The organism is Alphaproteobacteria bacterium, assembly GCA_033344895.1.
GTDB lineage: Bacteria > Pseudomonadota > Alphaproteobacteria > UBA8366 > Aestuariispiraceae > Pacificispira.
Genome location: JAWPMN010000001.1, coordinates 3,824,953 through 3,838,085, shown reverse-complemented (window position 1 = coordinate 3,838,085; position 13,133 = coordinate 3,824,953). Strand labels below are relative to the sequence as shown.

Below are 13,133 nucleotides of genomic sequence, written 5' to 3'. Positions count from 1 at the left end.
CATTCCTTTAAAGGCAGTCTGGCAAGACTCTTACGACGCCGGTGGTCGGTCGAGGATGGCCAGGGCCGCGGCGTAATCCCGCAGATGTCGGACAATCCTCTCCCGGGTCGCTCCTTGTTCAATCGCGGTACGCGCACCGTTCAATGCAATCTGCGCGTCAGTGATTCTGGCGTTGAACCAATCCCGTGGGACATCGGACAACGGCACTTCGGCCCCCGGTTCGCCGGCAAGTGTCACGCTCTCGGCCTGGCCGGGCCGCAAGGACGCCAGCGGCGGTGAAGCAACTTTATCGTCGGCACGCGTTTCGGTCTCTGCCAATGCAAACCGTCGGGTCGCATCGGTCAGGGCCTGCACGCCGGCCCAGATCTGCGATTCCGGGGTGGCGGCATCCTCGGTCTTGTCGATCAGTCGGGCTGCCAGTTCCCGAACGGATTCCAGGGCCCTGTCCCTGCCCTGAGCACGGCCATCGGATGCCATGCCACCGACAAGTGCCAACAGGACGAAACCAGCCAGCGTCAGGCGCATCGACCAAACTGCAGTCATTCCAAATCCTTTCGTCACGCCGATCGGCACCAGTCTCGCAGAACCCCGATCTGATGGGAGTCCATGAGCGCGGGCGCATGGCCGCATCCAGGTATCTCCAGAACCTCCGCCCCGGGCCCCCGACGCGTCATCTCTTTCGCAATTTCCGGTGTCAGCAAATCCGATTCCGCACCGCGCATCACGAATATCGGTATTCGGATCGCATCCCATAGATACCAGAGGTCCGCATCCGCGATCTGATCGCCGCGAAACGGGTCCGCTATACGCGGATCATAGGCATTGACCCAGCAACCGGCTTCATCACGGGCGGTCGAAATCTCCGTCATGAAGCGCCAATCTTCATCGGACTCAAGGCCGAAGGGCGCATACGCAGCGCGAATATGGGCTTCCGCCTTCTGAAAGGTGTCGAAACGCCATTCCACTCCGACATAATCGCCGATGCGCTGCAGCGCTGCCTTGGGAATGAATGGCCCGACATCGTTGAGTACCATGCGGCGGATCGGGCCGCCGGGCATCGCAGCCATCGCCATGCCGATCAGGCCGCCCATCGATGTACCGATCCAATCGACGGACCGCAGCCCCTCGGCGGCCAACATTGTCGTCAGGTCCGCGACATATTGCGGAACCTCATAAGCCCCCCCGGGGCCCAGACGGTCGGACGCCCCTCTTCCGACAATATCGGGACACAGCACCCGATGGCCGTCCGACGCCAAAGCATCCGCAAGGCGCTCAAAATCGCGCCCGTTTCGGGTCAGCCCATGCACACAAACGACCGTTTTCGCCGCATCCGACCGGCCCCAATCCCGATAGACCATCTCGTGGAACCCGGCCTGGCTGGCGCAGCGAACCGACTTCATTCGGAATGGCAAAATATTGCTCCCATCTTCCTGACGCACTGAACAGGCCTGACATTGCCCAACCCCAAGGCTGCATTCAATCTCGCCATGCGCTAGAACGAGGCGATCATTCGAACTTCATTGGTCGGAGCCTTAGCCGTGCGCGTCATTTTCAGATCTGTGCTGATCGTCCTTGCCGTCATCGTACTTTCGGGCGGCGCGCTGATCTGGATTCTGGGCGTCGCCAGCGTTCCGGATGTTGCGGGCGACGAGACACTACCGGGCCTGAATGCGGAGGTCACCGTCATCACCGACGACAGAGGCATTCCGGTCATCCGGGCGGAATCCCTACGCGATGCGTATCGGGCGCTCGGATTTCTGCATGCCCGGGACCGGTTGTGGCAGATGGAAACAACCAGGCGGATCGGGGCCGGCCGCATGGCAGAAATCGTCGGTGCCCCGATGTTGAACTATGACCGAATGATGCGGGAACTCGGTCTTTACCGCCAGGCAGAGCAGCAGGTCGAAGCGCTGAGCCAGAGCGAACGCGACGATCTTCAGGCGTATGCCGACGGGGTAAACGCATTTCTGGAAAACACTGAGGCCCCCTTGCCGGTGGAGTTCCAGCTAACCCTGCATTCTCCCGATCCCTGGGTCATCGCCGACAGCCTTGTCTGGGGTCGCTTGATGTCGCTTCAACTGTCGGGGAACGGATTCTCGGAGGGTCGTCGCGAAGCCCTGATTGACCTGGTGGGCGCCGAACGGGTTCGGGAGTTGTTCCCCCGCAATCTCGCCAGTCCGTCGACCATGAACGACGACAATCGGGATGCCTGGATCGGCAAATACGACGCGTCAAACGCCTGGGTGCTGAGTGGCAAACGGACGGAAACCGGCAAGCCGATCCTTGCAAATGACCCGCATCTCGGGCTGCGCATGCCGGGCCAATGGTATCTGGCCAGGATACAGACCCCAGAACTTTCCCTGACGGGCGCAACCGCGCCCGGTGCTCCGTTTCACATACTAGGTCACAACGGCACGGTCGCCTGGGGCCTCACGACGACCCACGCCGACAATCAGGACACGGTCCGCCTTGATCAGGAGGCGTTCGACGCGTCGGAAGTCCGACAGGAGACAATCCAGGTCCGGTTCGGAGCCGACGAGACGATTACGATCCGGGATTCCGCATTCGGACCTGTCCTCAGCAGGCTCGGTGATCCGCCGGTGGCCCTGCAATGGACGGGAACGAAGACGCTCCCAAGGTCCGTCCAGGCGCTTTACCATCTTAATCGGGCGCAGGACTGGGACCAGTTTCTGCGGGCGCTGGCCCTGTTCGACGACCCGGTACAGAACGTGTTCTACGCAGATACTGCCGGCCGGATCGGCATGAAAGTCGCCGGACGGCTGCCAGTTCGGCACGGCGGAGACGGTACCGTTCCGAATTATTCGGCCCAACCGGAAGCCACATGGCGGGGTGTTCTTCCGTCTCAGGACCTTCCGGGCCTGGTGGACCCGGCCAACGGCCTGATTGCAAACGCCAACAACCGCGTCGTCAGCGCCGATTATCCGAACGATGTTTCGCATGATTTTGTCGACGAGTATCGCGCGGTTCGGCTTCTGGAGGCCCTTTCCGAGGTTCCCGAAGCGCACACACTCGAAGACAGCGCGCGAATTCAGAATGACGTCCTGTCCGACGCGGCCCGTCGGCTGGTGCCCCATTTCCTGAAGGCGGCGCCGACATCGCCCCTTGCCCGGGATGCCCGCAATCTTCTGCGCGACTGGGATTATCGAATGACCCGGGATTCGGCTGCGGCGGCGATCTATATGACGATGCTGAATGAAGCGGTCCGTCTGCTTGCCGAAGACGATCTGGGTGCGGACGCGTTCGAAGCCTATTGGCGCGCCGATGCGCGTTTCGTTGAAGAAGTGCTGACCGTCGCCCCGCACTGGTGTGACGACACTAGAACGGACCCCGAAGAGGATTGCAGTTGGATGCTGTCCTCTGCCCTGGACCGCGCCGTGTTCGTGCTGAATGACGACTATGGGTCGGATGCATCGGCCTGGCGGTGGGGCGATCTGCACACCGCGCCGATGGAAAACTTCCTGCTGGACCTCGTGCCTGGCCTTTCCTCTCTCGGAAACCGTCCGCTGGAAACCAATGGCGGCGATCATACGATCAACCGCGGCCAAAGCCGGGGCGGCGACGGCCGGCATCCGTTCCGTCATATACATGGCGCCGGATATCGGGCGATCTATGATCTGTCGGACCTCGACAACAGCCTGTACGCTCTGGCCGGCGGTCAGTCCGGCAATCCCTTTTCGCCACACTACGATGATCTGCTGGAGCCGTGGCGCGACGGTCGCTATTTCAGAATTCCCGGGCGCACGGGCGATATCGGCGAAGAAAGCGGCGACGTATTGCATCTGCGTCCATGATCGGACCCGTTCACAGGAGATCTGTCCGAAATGTTCCTCAGCGTTTTTGACCTTTTCAAGATCGGCATCGGCCCATCCAGTTCCCACACTGTGGGTCCGATGGTTGCGGCGTCGCGCTTCATCGAGATGCTGAATGAACGCGGATGCTTCGAGACCGTTCAATCCGTGCGGTGCAGTCTGCATGGGTCCCTGGCCTGGACCGGCAAGGGACATGCCAGCGACCGGGCCGTGATCCTGGGGCTTGCCGGGGCGCGTCCCGACACCATCGATCCTGACGACGCCTTCAAGCTGGTTCATCAGATCGATGCCGAGCTTGAAATCTCTCTGGGGGGCACGCGGCGCATTCCCTTCAACCGCGACGACCACCTGATCTTCGATTTCGGACCGCCCCTGCCCGGTCATGCCAATGGCATGATCTTCGCCGCCTTCGACACGGCCGGCGACCTGCTGGCGGAACAGACCTACTATTCCATCGGTGGCGGGTTTGTCGCGACGCCTGAGGAACTGGACAACAGGACCGGTGCCGGCTCCCTGCCGCAATCGGAGGTCCCCTTCCCCTTCAAGTCGGCCAAGGAGATGTTGGCCATGGGAGAGACCTCGGGCCTCTCCATCGCCGACATGAAACTTCAGAACGAATGTACCGCGCGCGACAAGGCGGAGGTCATCGACGGCCTCGACCGCCTCTGGCGTGTCATGCGGAGCTGCATAACACGGGGACTTGGTCAGGACGGCCGACTGCCGGGCGGCCTCGATGTGAAGCGGCGGGCCAAGGCGATCCTGCAGGAACTGGAGAAAAACCGGCAGTCGAACCGCCGTTTTGACCACGACATCATGGATTGGATCAGCCTTTACGCCATCGCGGTGAACGAGGAGAACGCCGCCGGCGGAACCGTCGTGACCGCGCCGACCAACGGGGCGGCGGGGATCATTCCGGCCACAATCCGCTATTACGAAGCCTTCATCCCGGGCGCCAGCCAGGAAGGCATTCGCACCTTCCTTCTGGCCGCCTCCGCGATCGGCGGAATCATCAAGCACAATGCGTCGATCTCCGGCGCAGAGGTCGGCTGTCAGGGAGAAGTCGGTTCAGCTTCCGCCATGGCCGCAGCCGGCCTGGCCGCCGCGCTTGGGGCAACCAACATGCAGGTCGAAAATGCGGCCGAAATCGCGCTTGAGCACCATCTTGGCATGACCTGCGATCCGATTGGGGGCTTGGTCCAGATCCCCTGTATCGAGCGCAATGCCATGGGTGCGGTCAAGGCCGTGAACGCCTGTTCCCTCGCCATGAAGGGCGACGGCACGCATTTCGTTCCGTTGGACGCGGCCATCAAGACGATGAAGAAGACCGGCGACGACATGCGCTCCGAATACAAGGAAACCAGCCAGGGTGGCCTCGCCGTCAACGTCGTCGAATGTTGACCGCCGTCGTCAGGCAGCCGTCATCGGGGTAATGCTCAGCGCGCCCCGTACCGTACGGCAGATTTCCACCTCGACGCGGTAGACCGCACGTATCCTGTCTTCCGTCAGGACACGATCGGGGGCGCCATCGGCGACAATGCGACCGTCTGACATGCAGACAATCCGGTCGGCAAAGCGCGCTGCCTGTCCAAGATCATGCAAGGCGACCACAACCGCCATCCGGCGCGCCCGGCATACAGTCCGCACGGATTCCAGAACCATGAGCTGATGTCGGAGATCGAGGGCCGAGGTGGGTTCATCCAGAAGCAGGGCATTCGGCTCTCGAAACACGGACTGCGCCAAGAACACCAACTGGCGCTGCCCCCCGCTGAGCGTATCCAGCCGCCGGCCGGCCAGTTCAGCCAGCCCGAAACCCGACAGGGCGCTCGAGGCCGCATTCAGCACGTTTCTCGACACCCTGATCCCCAAGGTGCGGACCCGCCCCAGCAGCATCGCCTCCATCACCGTCAGCGAAGTGGCCACCCCGGACTCCTGCGGCATGTAGGCAGCATCCGATCCGGCCCCTTCAATTGAACCACTTGACGCAACAATGCCGCACAGCGCCTTCAGAAGCGTCGACTTTCCGGCGCCGTTCGGGCCGATCAGGGCCACCATTTCCCCGGCATTCACGGTCAGGGAAATGTCTTCAATCAGGGGCGTTCCGGAAATCGCGACCGAGACGCCGCGGGCGGATATTCCACTTACCAATAGGACCTCCTGCCTCTCAAGATCAGGCCGAACAAGAAGGGGACGCCGACGACGGCGGTCACGATTCCGATCGGCACCACGGCGCCGGGGCTAATGCCCTTCGAAACGACCGACGCGGTGACCATCACCACCGCGCCGGTTGCCGCAGATACCGGCAGCAGCAGCCGCTGGTCCTCGCCGACCATTGACCGGGCAATGTGCGGGGCGACAAGCCCCACGAACCCGATGGTCCCGACGAATGCGACCGCGCCTGCGGTCAGTAGCGCCACGATTATGAAAATTCGACGGCGCAGCCTCTCCACATTCACCCCCAGACTTCGCGCCCGGTCATCTCCCAGGCGCAGAGCGGTCAGCCGCCATAGATCGGGCGCCAGAAGGACGGCGGACACGATCAGGATGCCGCCGGACACACCGACACTCAGCCATGTCGCCTTCAGCAGGCTGCCAAAGAGCCAGAACACGATCTCCTGCAATACCTCCGGTGCCGCCATGTACTGCACCAGCGACTGCGCCGATTGAAACAGAAACAGCGTGGCGATCCCGGACAGGATCATGACTTCCGCAGATGCCTCTCGCCGTCTCGCCAATCCATACACCAGCGCGGTCGCGCCTGCGGCCGCCAAGAAGGCGGCAATCGGCACGGTCAGCCCCGGCAATGCGGGAATTTCTATGCCGATCAGGATCACCAGGGCCGCGCCGAATCCCGCTGCGGCGGAGAAACCCAACGTGTAGGGACTGGCCAACGGATTCCCGAGAATGGTCTGCATCAGCGCCCCGGCAACCCCGAGCGACGCACCGACGACGACGGCCATCGCAGTCATTGGCATACGAATGTTCCAGACAATGACCTCCACCGTCCGGTCCAGTTCACCGCCAAGGGGAATGAAGGAACCGAGAACATCGAAAAGCGGCAGAAACGCCGGCCCGATCAGGAGGTCGGTCACTGCCATCGCGAACAGTAGAGCCAGGACCACGGTGAGCCACACGATGCGGCGGCGACGCATCATGTCGTAATGCGTTACGGCACTTGCGGTTGCGGACATTTTCGGTCCCTTTCAGATCCGGAGCGCACCGGAGCCATGGCCCTGGTGCCCATTGGCCATCAATCCAGCTTCACCATGAAACTTCCATCCGCCGAAATCGGCAGATAGGCCTGATAGAAGCGGCGATGGGTCTCCAAAGGATCGACATCCGCAAAGGCTTCGGGGTGCAGGATCTTTGCGACATACTGCAGGAATGCGTAGTCGTAGAGCGTGCGGGCTCCGCCGTGATACACGGAATGGACCTCGCCGTTCCGAACCGCCGGAATCGTCGCCCACCCTGCCCGTTCCGTATAGGGGCGCAGACGATCGCGCGTCACCGCTGGGTCGGTTCCGAACCCCATCAGAACCGCCTTGTCACGGCCTGCCCAGCCCGATCCAGGGATCAGGATCACGTCCGGCCGGCTGGCGATGACATATTCCGGGCTCAGCGGTCCCCAATTTTCGATCCGACCCTCGGCAATGTTCTCACCGCCCGCCAGGTCGACGACACCGGCCCACATGGTGCCGGAATAGCTATTGCCGTATTCCGAAGCTCCCTTGTTGCCGAGTTCGACATAGACCTTCTTCGTGCCCTCCGCCGACGCGGCAACCCGTGCCATCACATCATCGACAGCCGCCTTGTATTCCATCGCGAGTTTCTCGGCGCGATCCTCTACTGCCATGATCTTGCCGATCAGGCGGGTGCTGGCGACATGCTTTTCGACCGTCTGGGCATTGTAGTCGACCACGACAACAGGAATGCCGGCCGCATCGAACTTGGCGACCGCTTCCCCCAGGCCGCGAAACTGCCACGCGGCCAGAATTGCGACATCCGGCTTGGATGCCACCGCCGCCTCGATGTTGAACGACCCGGCATCCACTTCCCCGACGTCGATCAGGCTTTCGAGGCGCGGCAGGACCTTCACGTAGGCCTGCCACTGCGTATTGCGCCACCCCTCCCAGGTATCTCGGGAAATGGCGACCACACGGTCAAAGGCACCGGGGCCGACGATGGCCTGAAAGTCCTCGAAGTAGAACCCCAGCAGAACCCGTTCCGCACCATGCGGCACGGTCACTTTCCGATCGAGGACATCGGTCACCTCGACGGTTTCATGGGCACAGGCGGCCGAAACGGCCAAGGCGTAGATGGAAAGAATGGCGGCCGCGGCGACGCGCGCCACGGAAAGCGTTCGAAAAAACATTGGGTATCCCCCTCATTTCACGGGCAAACATTCCGCCGTCCCATGCTCGGAACGCCGGCGAAATCAATCGATGCACTGGAAAATCAGAGAGGTGGCCCGCGGATGGGATAAGGCTGGTCGGACGGGCGGCCGACACGCAGATCATGGTCTGCGGACACTTCAACGGTGCCGACCGGATCAAGGTTCAGAATACTGGCATCGGCCGGGGCCGCAGGCATCACGACTGCGCCGAACGCCTGACACCATTCACACAGGCTTCCGATCGCCTTGGCCGGATCGACCGGCTGACCATCGGCGTTCAATGCGACCCTGGCGAATCCGTCTGCGGTACAGATGACGATGCTGCGGACGCCATCGCCCGTTGCGGCGGACGCGGTCTGCGCGCCGAACACACCTGACATGCCGAGCTGAGCCGTCAGCCACAATATGGCCGGCAGCAATCGCAAGAGCCTGATTGTCCGGATGCTCGCCGTCATCGGAACCGCTGACCTAGTGACTTACGGCGCACGACACTGCGTGACACGAAGATCGCACACAATGCCAAAATTGCCGCATGCCGGCTTCTACGAAATGCCAGCATATCCTCCGGCATAGTAAAGAAGCGGCCGAGCCGTCGTATCCTTTGATACGGCGGTGTGACGCACACGTCCCAGCAGAATGGTGTGATCCCCGCCAGGAAATGTATTTGCCAGATCACAGACGATATGCGCGATCGCACCGTCGATAAGCGGGGGGTCGGCTTCCCTTCCGGACACCAGATCTATACCGTCGAACCGATCCTCGTCCTTGAGAAAGGAAAACCGGTCCGAAAGCGCCTTCTGGCGGTCCGACAGGATATTGATCCCGAATCGTGGAGATCCCAGAAAGATATCATGCGAGGACGCCGACCGATCGATCGAGAACAGAACCAGTGGCGGATCCAGGGAAACCGAGGAAAACGAGTTGACGGTCAGCCCCCAGCGCGCGCCCTTCCCGTCCCGGGTCGTGGCCACAGCCACGCCGGTCGCAAACCGTCCGCAAACCGTACGAAACACCGTCGATGTCACTTCGTCGTCGCTATCCATCGACGTCCTGACCTCTAGTAAGTTAAGCCGTTGCGGGCATAACATGATGCGTATGCGAGGGAAAGCGAGAGGACGATGACACTGCGGGGACGAAAACCGATCCTGGTGGCGGTGGCAGCGCAGGGAGCCGCCGTCATCGCGGTGCTGTTTCTCGTTCAGGGCCACTTTCATGTGACCGGCACCGATTTACCGACCTGGGTGAAGGTCGCGGCAGCCTCATCAGCCGCGGCCGCGACCTCGGCGCTCTTTCGGGCGGCGCTTGGCTGGATCGCCTTCATGGCGACCCTTCCGGCACTGTTCGCGGCCGCGCTCTATATCGATCTGCCGGTGTGGATTCCGGGCGCAGTATTGCTGGTGCTGGTCCTGTTGTTGCGGAATGTCGTCGGCGACCGGGTTCCGCTCTACCTCAGCAATGCGGAGACCGTGGACAGACTGTCGGACCTGCTCCCGAATGATGCCCCTGTTGCCGTACTCGACCTCGGCTGCGGTACCGGCAGCGTCCCCCTGGCCCTGGCACGTCGGCAAAACAATCCGGACAGTCGTTTTGTAGGGGTCGAAAACGCGCCGCTACCCTATGCGATCGCGCGTCTACGCTCCTTCCTGACCCGTGACAGGCGCGTCGACATCCGCTGGGGGTCGCTGTGGAATACCGACCTTCAGGGCTGGAATCTCGTCTATGCCTTCCTGAGCCCCCACCCGATGGCCGCCCTTTATGACAAGGCATCTCGGGAGATGTCGTCAGGTGCGGTTTTTGTCAGCAATTCCTTCGAAGTTCCGGGCCATGAGCCGGACAGACGGGTACCGATCGAAAGCGGTCGGGCAACGGCCCTACTGCTCTGGAACATGGGCTGAGGTCAAAAGGCGTTGATTTCGCACTGCGATGATGGACAGAAGTATTCGATTCCGACTAAAGTTGCGCAGTTTCGACGGTGAATGCCCGAGTGGGTTCCAAGGCAGACCGTCAATAGGCAGAAGGTCCATCCCATTCTATGTTTGTTATCATTGGAATTGTCGCAGTTATCGGATGTGTCCTGGGCTCCTACATGGCCATGGGCGGTAAACTGGGCGTTCTGAACCAGCCCTTTGAATTCACCCTGATTTTTGGCGCCGGGGCTTCGGCCTTCATCATCGCCAACCCGATGCGCATCGTGAAGGGCTCGGTCAGCCGTCTCGGCGGCATTTTCAAGGGCCCTAAATACAAGAAGGCCGACTATCTGGAACTGCTGACCATGCAGTATCAGGTCTTCAAGTTGATCAAGCAGAAGGGCGCGCTGGCGGTCGAACAGCATGTCGAGAATCCACACGATTCAAAACTGTTCGAGCCGTTCGAGAAATTCCACAAGGATCATCACGCCATCGAATTTTTCTGCGACTATCTGCGCCTCATGACGCTGGGCACAGACAATCCGCATGAAGTCGAGGCGCTGATTGATGCGGATTTGGAAACGCACCACCAGACCGATCACCAGATCGCCCACGCCCTGACGGGTATGGCAGAAGGCTTCCCTGCCCTCGGGATTGTCGCGGCGGTTCTGGGGGTCATCAAGACCATGGGGTCGATCAACGAGCCGCCCGAAGTCTTGGGCCGGCTGATCGGCGGCGCCCTGGTGGGTACCTTCCTCGGCATTCTGCTGTGCTATGGTTTCTTCGCTCCCTTCGCCAGCAATGCAAAGGCGATCATGGAAGAGGAAGCAACCTACTTTAACTGCATGAAGGCAGGCATTCTGGCGCATCTCGCGGGATATGCACCGGCGGTTTCAACGGAATTCGCCCGCAAGTCTCTGGCGCCGCATAACCGCCCGACCTTCGCAGAGGTGGAAAGCGCGGTCGAATCCCTGCCGCCGGTCAGCGGCTAATTGAATTTGACGGTGCGCTGGACCCGATAGGACCTTAGGAGAGGACTGACGCCGGATGTCGGAAGGTCTCCAGGGTGAAGCGATAGAACCGCTGATCCTGAAAAAGAAGATCAAGATCCCGGCAGGGGCCCATGGCGGCGCCTGGAAAGTCGCCTATGCCGATTTCGTGACCGCCATGATGGCGTTCTTTCTCCTGTTATGGCTCCTCAACGCCACGACCGAAGAGCAGATGACCGGCCTGTCCGACTATTTCGCCCCGCCCAGCGCGGCGGAGGATTCCCAGGGCATCGGTCAGGCCCTATCCGGTGCCGTGGCCTCTCTGGAGGGCGCAATGCGTTCCGCATCGTCCCCACCGGTTACCAGCGTTGCGATCCCTTCCTACGGTTCGGAGGAGTCCGGCAAGGAAACCGGCGAGGAACGGGAAGATCCCGACGCTGCCAATGTCAATCTGGGCGACGCCACTGCCGAGCAGCAGGAGCAGCAGATGCTGGATGACGCTCTGGCAAAGCTGAAACAGTCCATTCAGGAAGACCCCAGTGTCCGTGATCTTCAGGACAGCATTATCTATGAGATCACTGAGGACGGGCTGCTGATCCAGCTACTGGACTATCAACGACGGGAGATGTTCGAGCCCGGAACCGACCAGATGACACGGCGCGCCGTTCGCCTGCTGGCACTGATCAGCGGCATCATCGTGCAGCTTCCCAATGATGTCGCGATCACGGGCCATACGGATTCCGCGCCGCAGCCTGGCGCGACACCGGACTATGGAAACTGGGAGTTGTCCGGGGATCGGGCGGCGGCCAGCCGTCGCTGGATGGAGCGCAACGGCTTTCCGACAAGCCGTCTCGTACGGGTCGAAGGCAAGGCCGATTCCGACCTTCTTGACCCTCGTGATCCCGAGAATGAACGGAATCGCCGAATTTCCATCCTGTTGTTGCGCCAGAATGCGCCGGAGAAGCAACAGCAGGTCTTCGTGCCGGGCGTGGACGATGTTCCAGGCAGCGGAGACGCCGGCGCCGCACCGGCACGCGATACGAGCGGTCTTGCCCCGCCGCCCCTACCCGAGAATTGACGGAGGGCGCCATGGCAGATCTCGAGCAGCAAATCATCGTGAAGAAGGTAAAGGTCCCCGAGGAAGGCGCCCATGGTGGCGCCTGGAAGGTCGCCTATGCCGATTTCGTTACCGCCATGATGGCGTTCTTTCTGTTGCTGTGGCTGCTGAATGCGACCGAACAGGAAGTACTGGACGGCATCTCAAACTATTTCACACCGACCACGCGAACGACCTCGGCCGATTCCGGCTCAAACAACGTGTTCGGCGGCATCACCCCCAACCAGCCCGGCCCGACGCAGGACAAGCGGACCGAATCCCCGGACGCGACCGACGGCTCCTCGCAGGGGAACCTGAATTCCAGCGACGACGAATCCGGTAAGGACGATGTGACCAGCACCGGCAGCATCGGCGAAGTCAACGCCGATGAGGAAGAAAAGCGTTTCAACCAGGCTAAACAGAACCTGGAAACGCAAATCAATGAATTGCCGCCTGAACTCCAGGACCTGAAGGAAACCGTCAAGATCGACGTGACGGATGAAGGCTTGCGGATTCAACTGGTCGACAGTCGCGACAAGTCGAACTTCCAGGAAGGCACCGCGCAGTTGACGGAACACGCACGCATCAGCCTTCAACTGCTCTCTGACATCGCAATCAATTTGCCCAATCCCATATCGATTACCGGCCACACGGGCAGCGACGAGGGGGGCGATCAAAGTTGGGACCTGTCCGTGGATCGAGCCAACTCTGTCCGCCGCGGCTTGCGGCAGAACAATATCCCCGAGGTCCGCTTCGAAACTGTCATCGGTGTCGCGGATTCAGACCCCCTGATCCCGGAAAACCCTTCCTCTCCGCAGAACCGGCGCATGACAATCGTACTGTTGCGCCAGGCGCCGGCGCCGCCCTGATAGTGTCCGTTGCCCCCTGCCCGCGATCCGACCTAACTTGAACGAGACCGGC

The 13,133-nt window shown here is 61.4% G+C and carries 13 protein-coding genes; 6 read left to right on the top strand and 7 right to left on the bottom strand.

What is annotated here, in order from left to right; translation table 11 throughout:
• Positions 1-30 precede the first annotated feature (30 nt).
• Together R8L07_18370 and R8L07_18365 are read right to left on the bottom strand one after the other, a co-directional pair.
• A complete protein-coding gene (locus R8L07_18370; GenBank protein MDW3207505.1) occupies positions 31-543 on the bottom strand; it encodes a hypothetical protein in 513 nt (170 codons plus the stop codon).
• A 14-nt stretch (positions 544-557) separates the two neighbouring features.
• Positions 558-1,412 carry an alpha/beta hydrolase gene (locus R8L07_18365; protein MDW3207504.1) on the bottom strand — a complete coding sequence of 285 codons (855 nt, stop codon included), beginning with the start codon at positions 1,410-1,412 and terminating at the stop codon, positions 558-560.
• A 126-nt stretch (positions 1,413-1,538) separates the two neighbouring features.
• Here R8L07_18365 and R8L07_18360 point away from each other — a divergent pair, with 126 nt between their 5' ends.
• Entirely contained in the window at positions 1,539-3,812 is a 2,274-nt protein-coding gene (locus R8L07_18360; GenBank protein MDW3207503.1) for a penicillin acylase family protein, read from the top strand.
• Positions 3,813-3,842: 30 nt separating this feature from the next.
• Positions 3,843-5,228 carry an L-serine ammonia-lyase gene (locus tag R8L07_18355; GenBank protein MDW3207502.1) on the top strand — a complete coding sequence of 462 codons (1,386 nt, stop codon included), beginning with the start codon at positions 3,843-3,845 and terminating at the stop codon, positions 5,226-5,228.
• 9 nt (positions 5,229-5,237) lie between these two features.
• Here R8L07_18355 and R8L07_18350 read toward each other — a convergent pair whose 3' ends face one another.
• The 5 genes from R8L07_18350 to R8L07_18330 all read right to left on the bottom strand — a co-directional run bounded on the left by R8L07_18350 (position 5,238) and on the right by R8L07_18330 (position 9,263).
• The gene (locus R8L07_18350) at positions 5,238-5,975 is read right to left on the bottom strand and encodes an ABC transporter ATP-binding protein (protein MDW3207501.1); all 738 of its coding nucleotides are present in this window, start codon (positions 5,973-5,975) and stop codon (positions 5,238-5,240) included.
• Positions 5,969-7,018: an iron ABC transporter permease gene (locus tag R8L07_18345; GenBank protein ID MDW3207500.1), complete on the bottom strand. Its 1,050-nt coding sequence runs from the start codon at positions 7,016-7,018 to the stop codon at positions 5,969-5,971. The genes R8L07_18350 and R8L07_18345 overlap by 7 nt, the downstream gene beginning before the upstream one ends.
• Before the next feature lie 59 nt (positions 7,019-7,077).
• The gene (locus tag R8L07_18340) at positions 7,078-8,199 is read right to left on the bottom strand and encodes an ABC transporter substrate-binding protein (protein ID MDW3207499.1); all 1,122 of its coding nucleotides are present in this window, start codon (positions 8,197-8,199) and stop codon (positions 7,078-7,080) included.
• An 83-nt stretch (positions 8,200-8,282) separates the two neighbouring features.
• The gene (locus R8L07_18335) at positions 8,283-8,675 is read right to left on the bottom strand and encodes a DUF2946 family protein (GenBank protein MDW3207498.1); all 393 of its coding nucleotides are present in this window, start codon (positions 8,673-8,675) and stop codon (positions 8,283-8,285) included.
• An 87-nt stretch (positions 8,676-8,762) separates the two neighbouring features.
• Entirely contained in the window at positions 8,763-9,263 is a 501-nt protein-coding gene (locus tag R8L07_18330) for a flavin reductase family protein (GenBank protein ID MDW3207497.1), read from the bottom strand.
• Positions 9,264-9,338: 75 nt separating this feature from the next.
• Between R8L07_18330 and R8L07_18325 the strand changes: the two genes are divergently transcribed.
• From R8L07_18325 to R8L07_18310, 4 genes are all read left to right on the top strand, one after another.
• Positions 9,339-10,115, top strand: coding sequence for a class I SAM-dependent methyltransferase (locus R8L07_18325; protein ID MDW3207496.1), 777 nt, complete (start codon positions 9,339-9,341; stop codon positions 10,113-10,115).
• Between the two features lie 137 nt (positions 10,116-10,252).
• The gene (motA, locus tag R8L07_18320; GenBank protein ID MDW3207495.1) at positions 10,253-11,119 is read left to right on the top strand and encodes a flagellar motor stator protein MotA; all 867 of its coding nucleotides are present in this window, start codon (positions 10,253-10,255) and stop codon (positions 11,117-11,119) included.
• A 55-nt stretch (positions 11,120-11,174) separates the two neighbouring features.
• Positions 11,175-12,194 carry a flagellar motor protein MotB gene (locus R8L07_18315; protein ID MDW3207494.1) on the top strand — a complete coding sequence of 340 codons (1,020 nt, stop codon included), beginning with the start codon at positions 11,175-11,177 and terminating at the stop codon, positions 12,192-12,194.
• 11 nt (positions 12,195-12,205) lie between these two features.
• Positions 12,206-13,081, top strand: a complete 876-nt coding sequence (locus tag R8L07_18310; protein MDW3207493.1) for a flagellar motor protein MotB — start codon at positions 12,206-12,208, stop codon at positions 13,079-13,081.
• Positions 13,082-13,133 lie beyond the last annotated feature (52 nt).

Bases quoted from the DNA above. Each gene is read 5' to 3' on its own strand.
- R8L07_18340 (MDW3207499.1), bottom strand. From the start codon at position 8,199: ATGTTTTTTCGAACGCTTTCCGTGGCGCGCGTCGCCGCGGCCGCCATT.
- R8L07_18345 (MDW3207500.1), bottom strand. From the start codon at position 7,018: ATGTCCGCAACCGCAAGTGCCGTAACGCATTACGACATGATGCGTCGC.
- R8L07_18330 (MDW3207497.1), bottom strand. From the start codon at position 9,263: ATGGATAGCGACGACGAAGTGACATCGACGGTGTTTCGTACGGTTTGC.
- R8L07_18335 (MDW3207498.1), bottom strand. From the start codon at position 8,675: ATGACGGCGAGCATCCGGACAATCAGGCTCTTGCGATTGCTGCCGGCC.
- motA (MDW3207495.1), top strand. From the start codon at position 10,253: ATGTTTGTTATCATTGGAATTGTCGCAGTTATCGGATGTGTCCTGGGC.
- R8L07_18315 (MDW3207494.1), top strand. From the start codon at position 11,175: ATGTCGGAAGGTCTCCAGGGTGAAGCGATAGAACCGCTGATCCTGAAA.
- R8L07_18355 (MDW3207502.1), top strand. From the start codon at position 3,843: ATGTTCCTCAGCGTTTTTGACCTTTTCAAGATCGGCATCGGCCCATCC.
- R8L07_18325 (MDW3207496.1), top strand. From the start codon at position 9,339: ATGACACTGCGGGGACGAAAACCGATCCTGGTGGCGGTGGCAGCGCAG.
- R8L07_18370 (MDW3207505.1), bottom strand. From the start codon at position 543: ATGACTGCAGTTTGGTCGATGCGCCTGACGCTGGCTGGTTTCGTCCTG.
- R8L07_18310 (MDW3207493.1), top strand. From the start codon at position 12,206: ATGGCAGATCTCGAGCAGCAAATCATCGTGAAGAAGGTAAAGGTCCCC.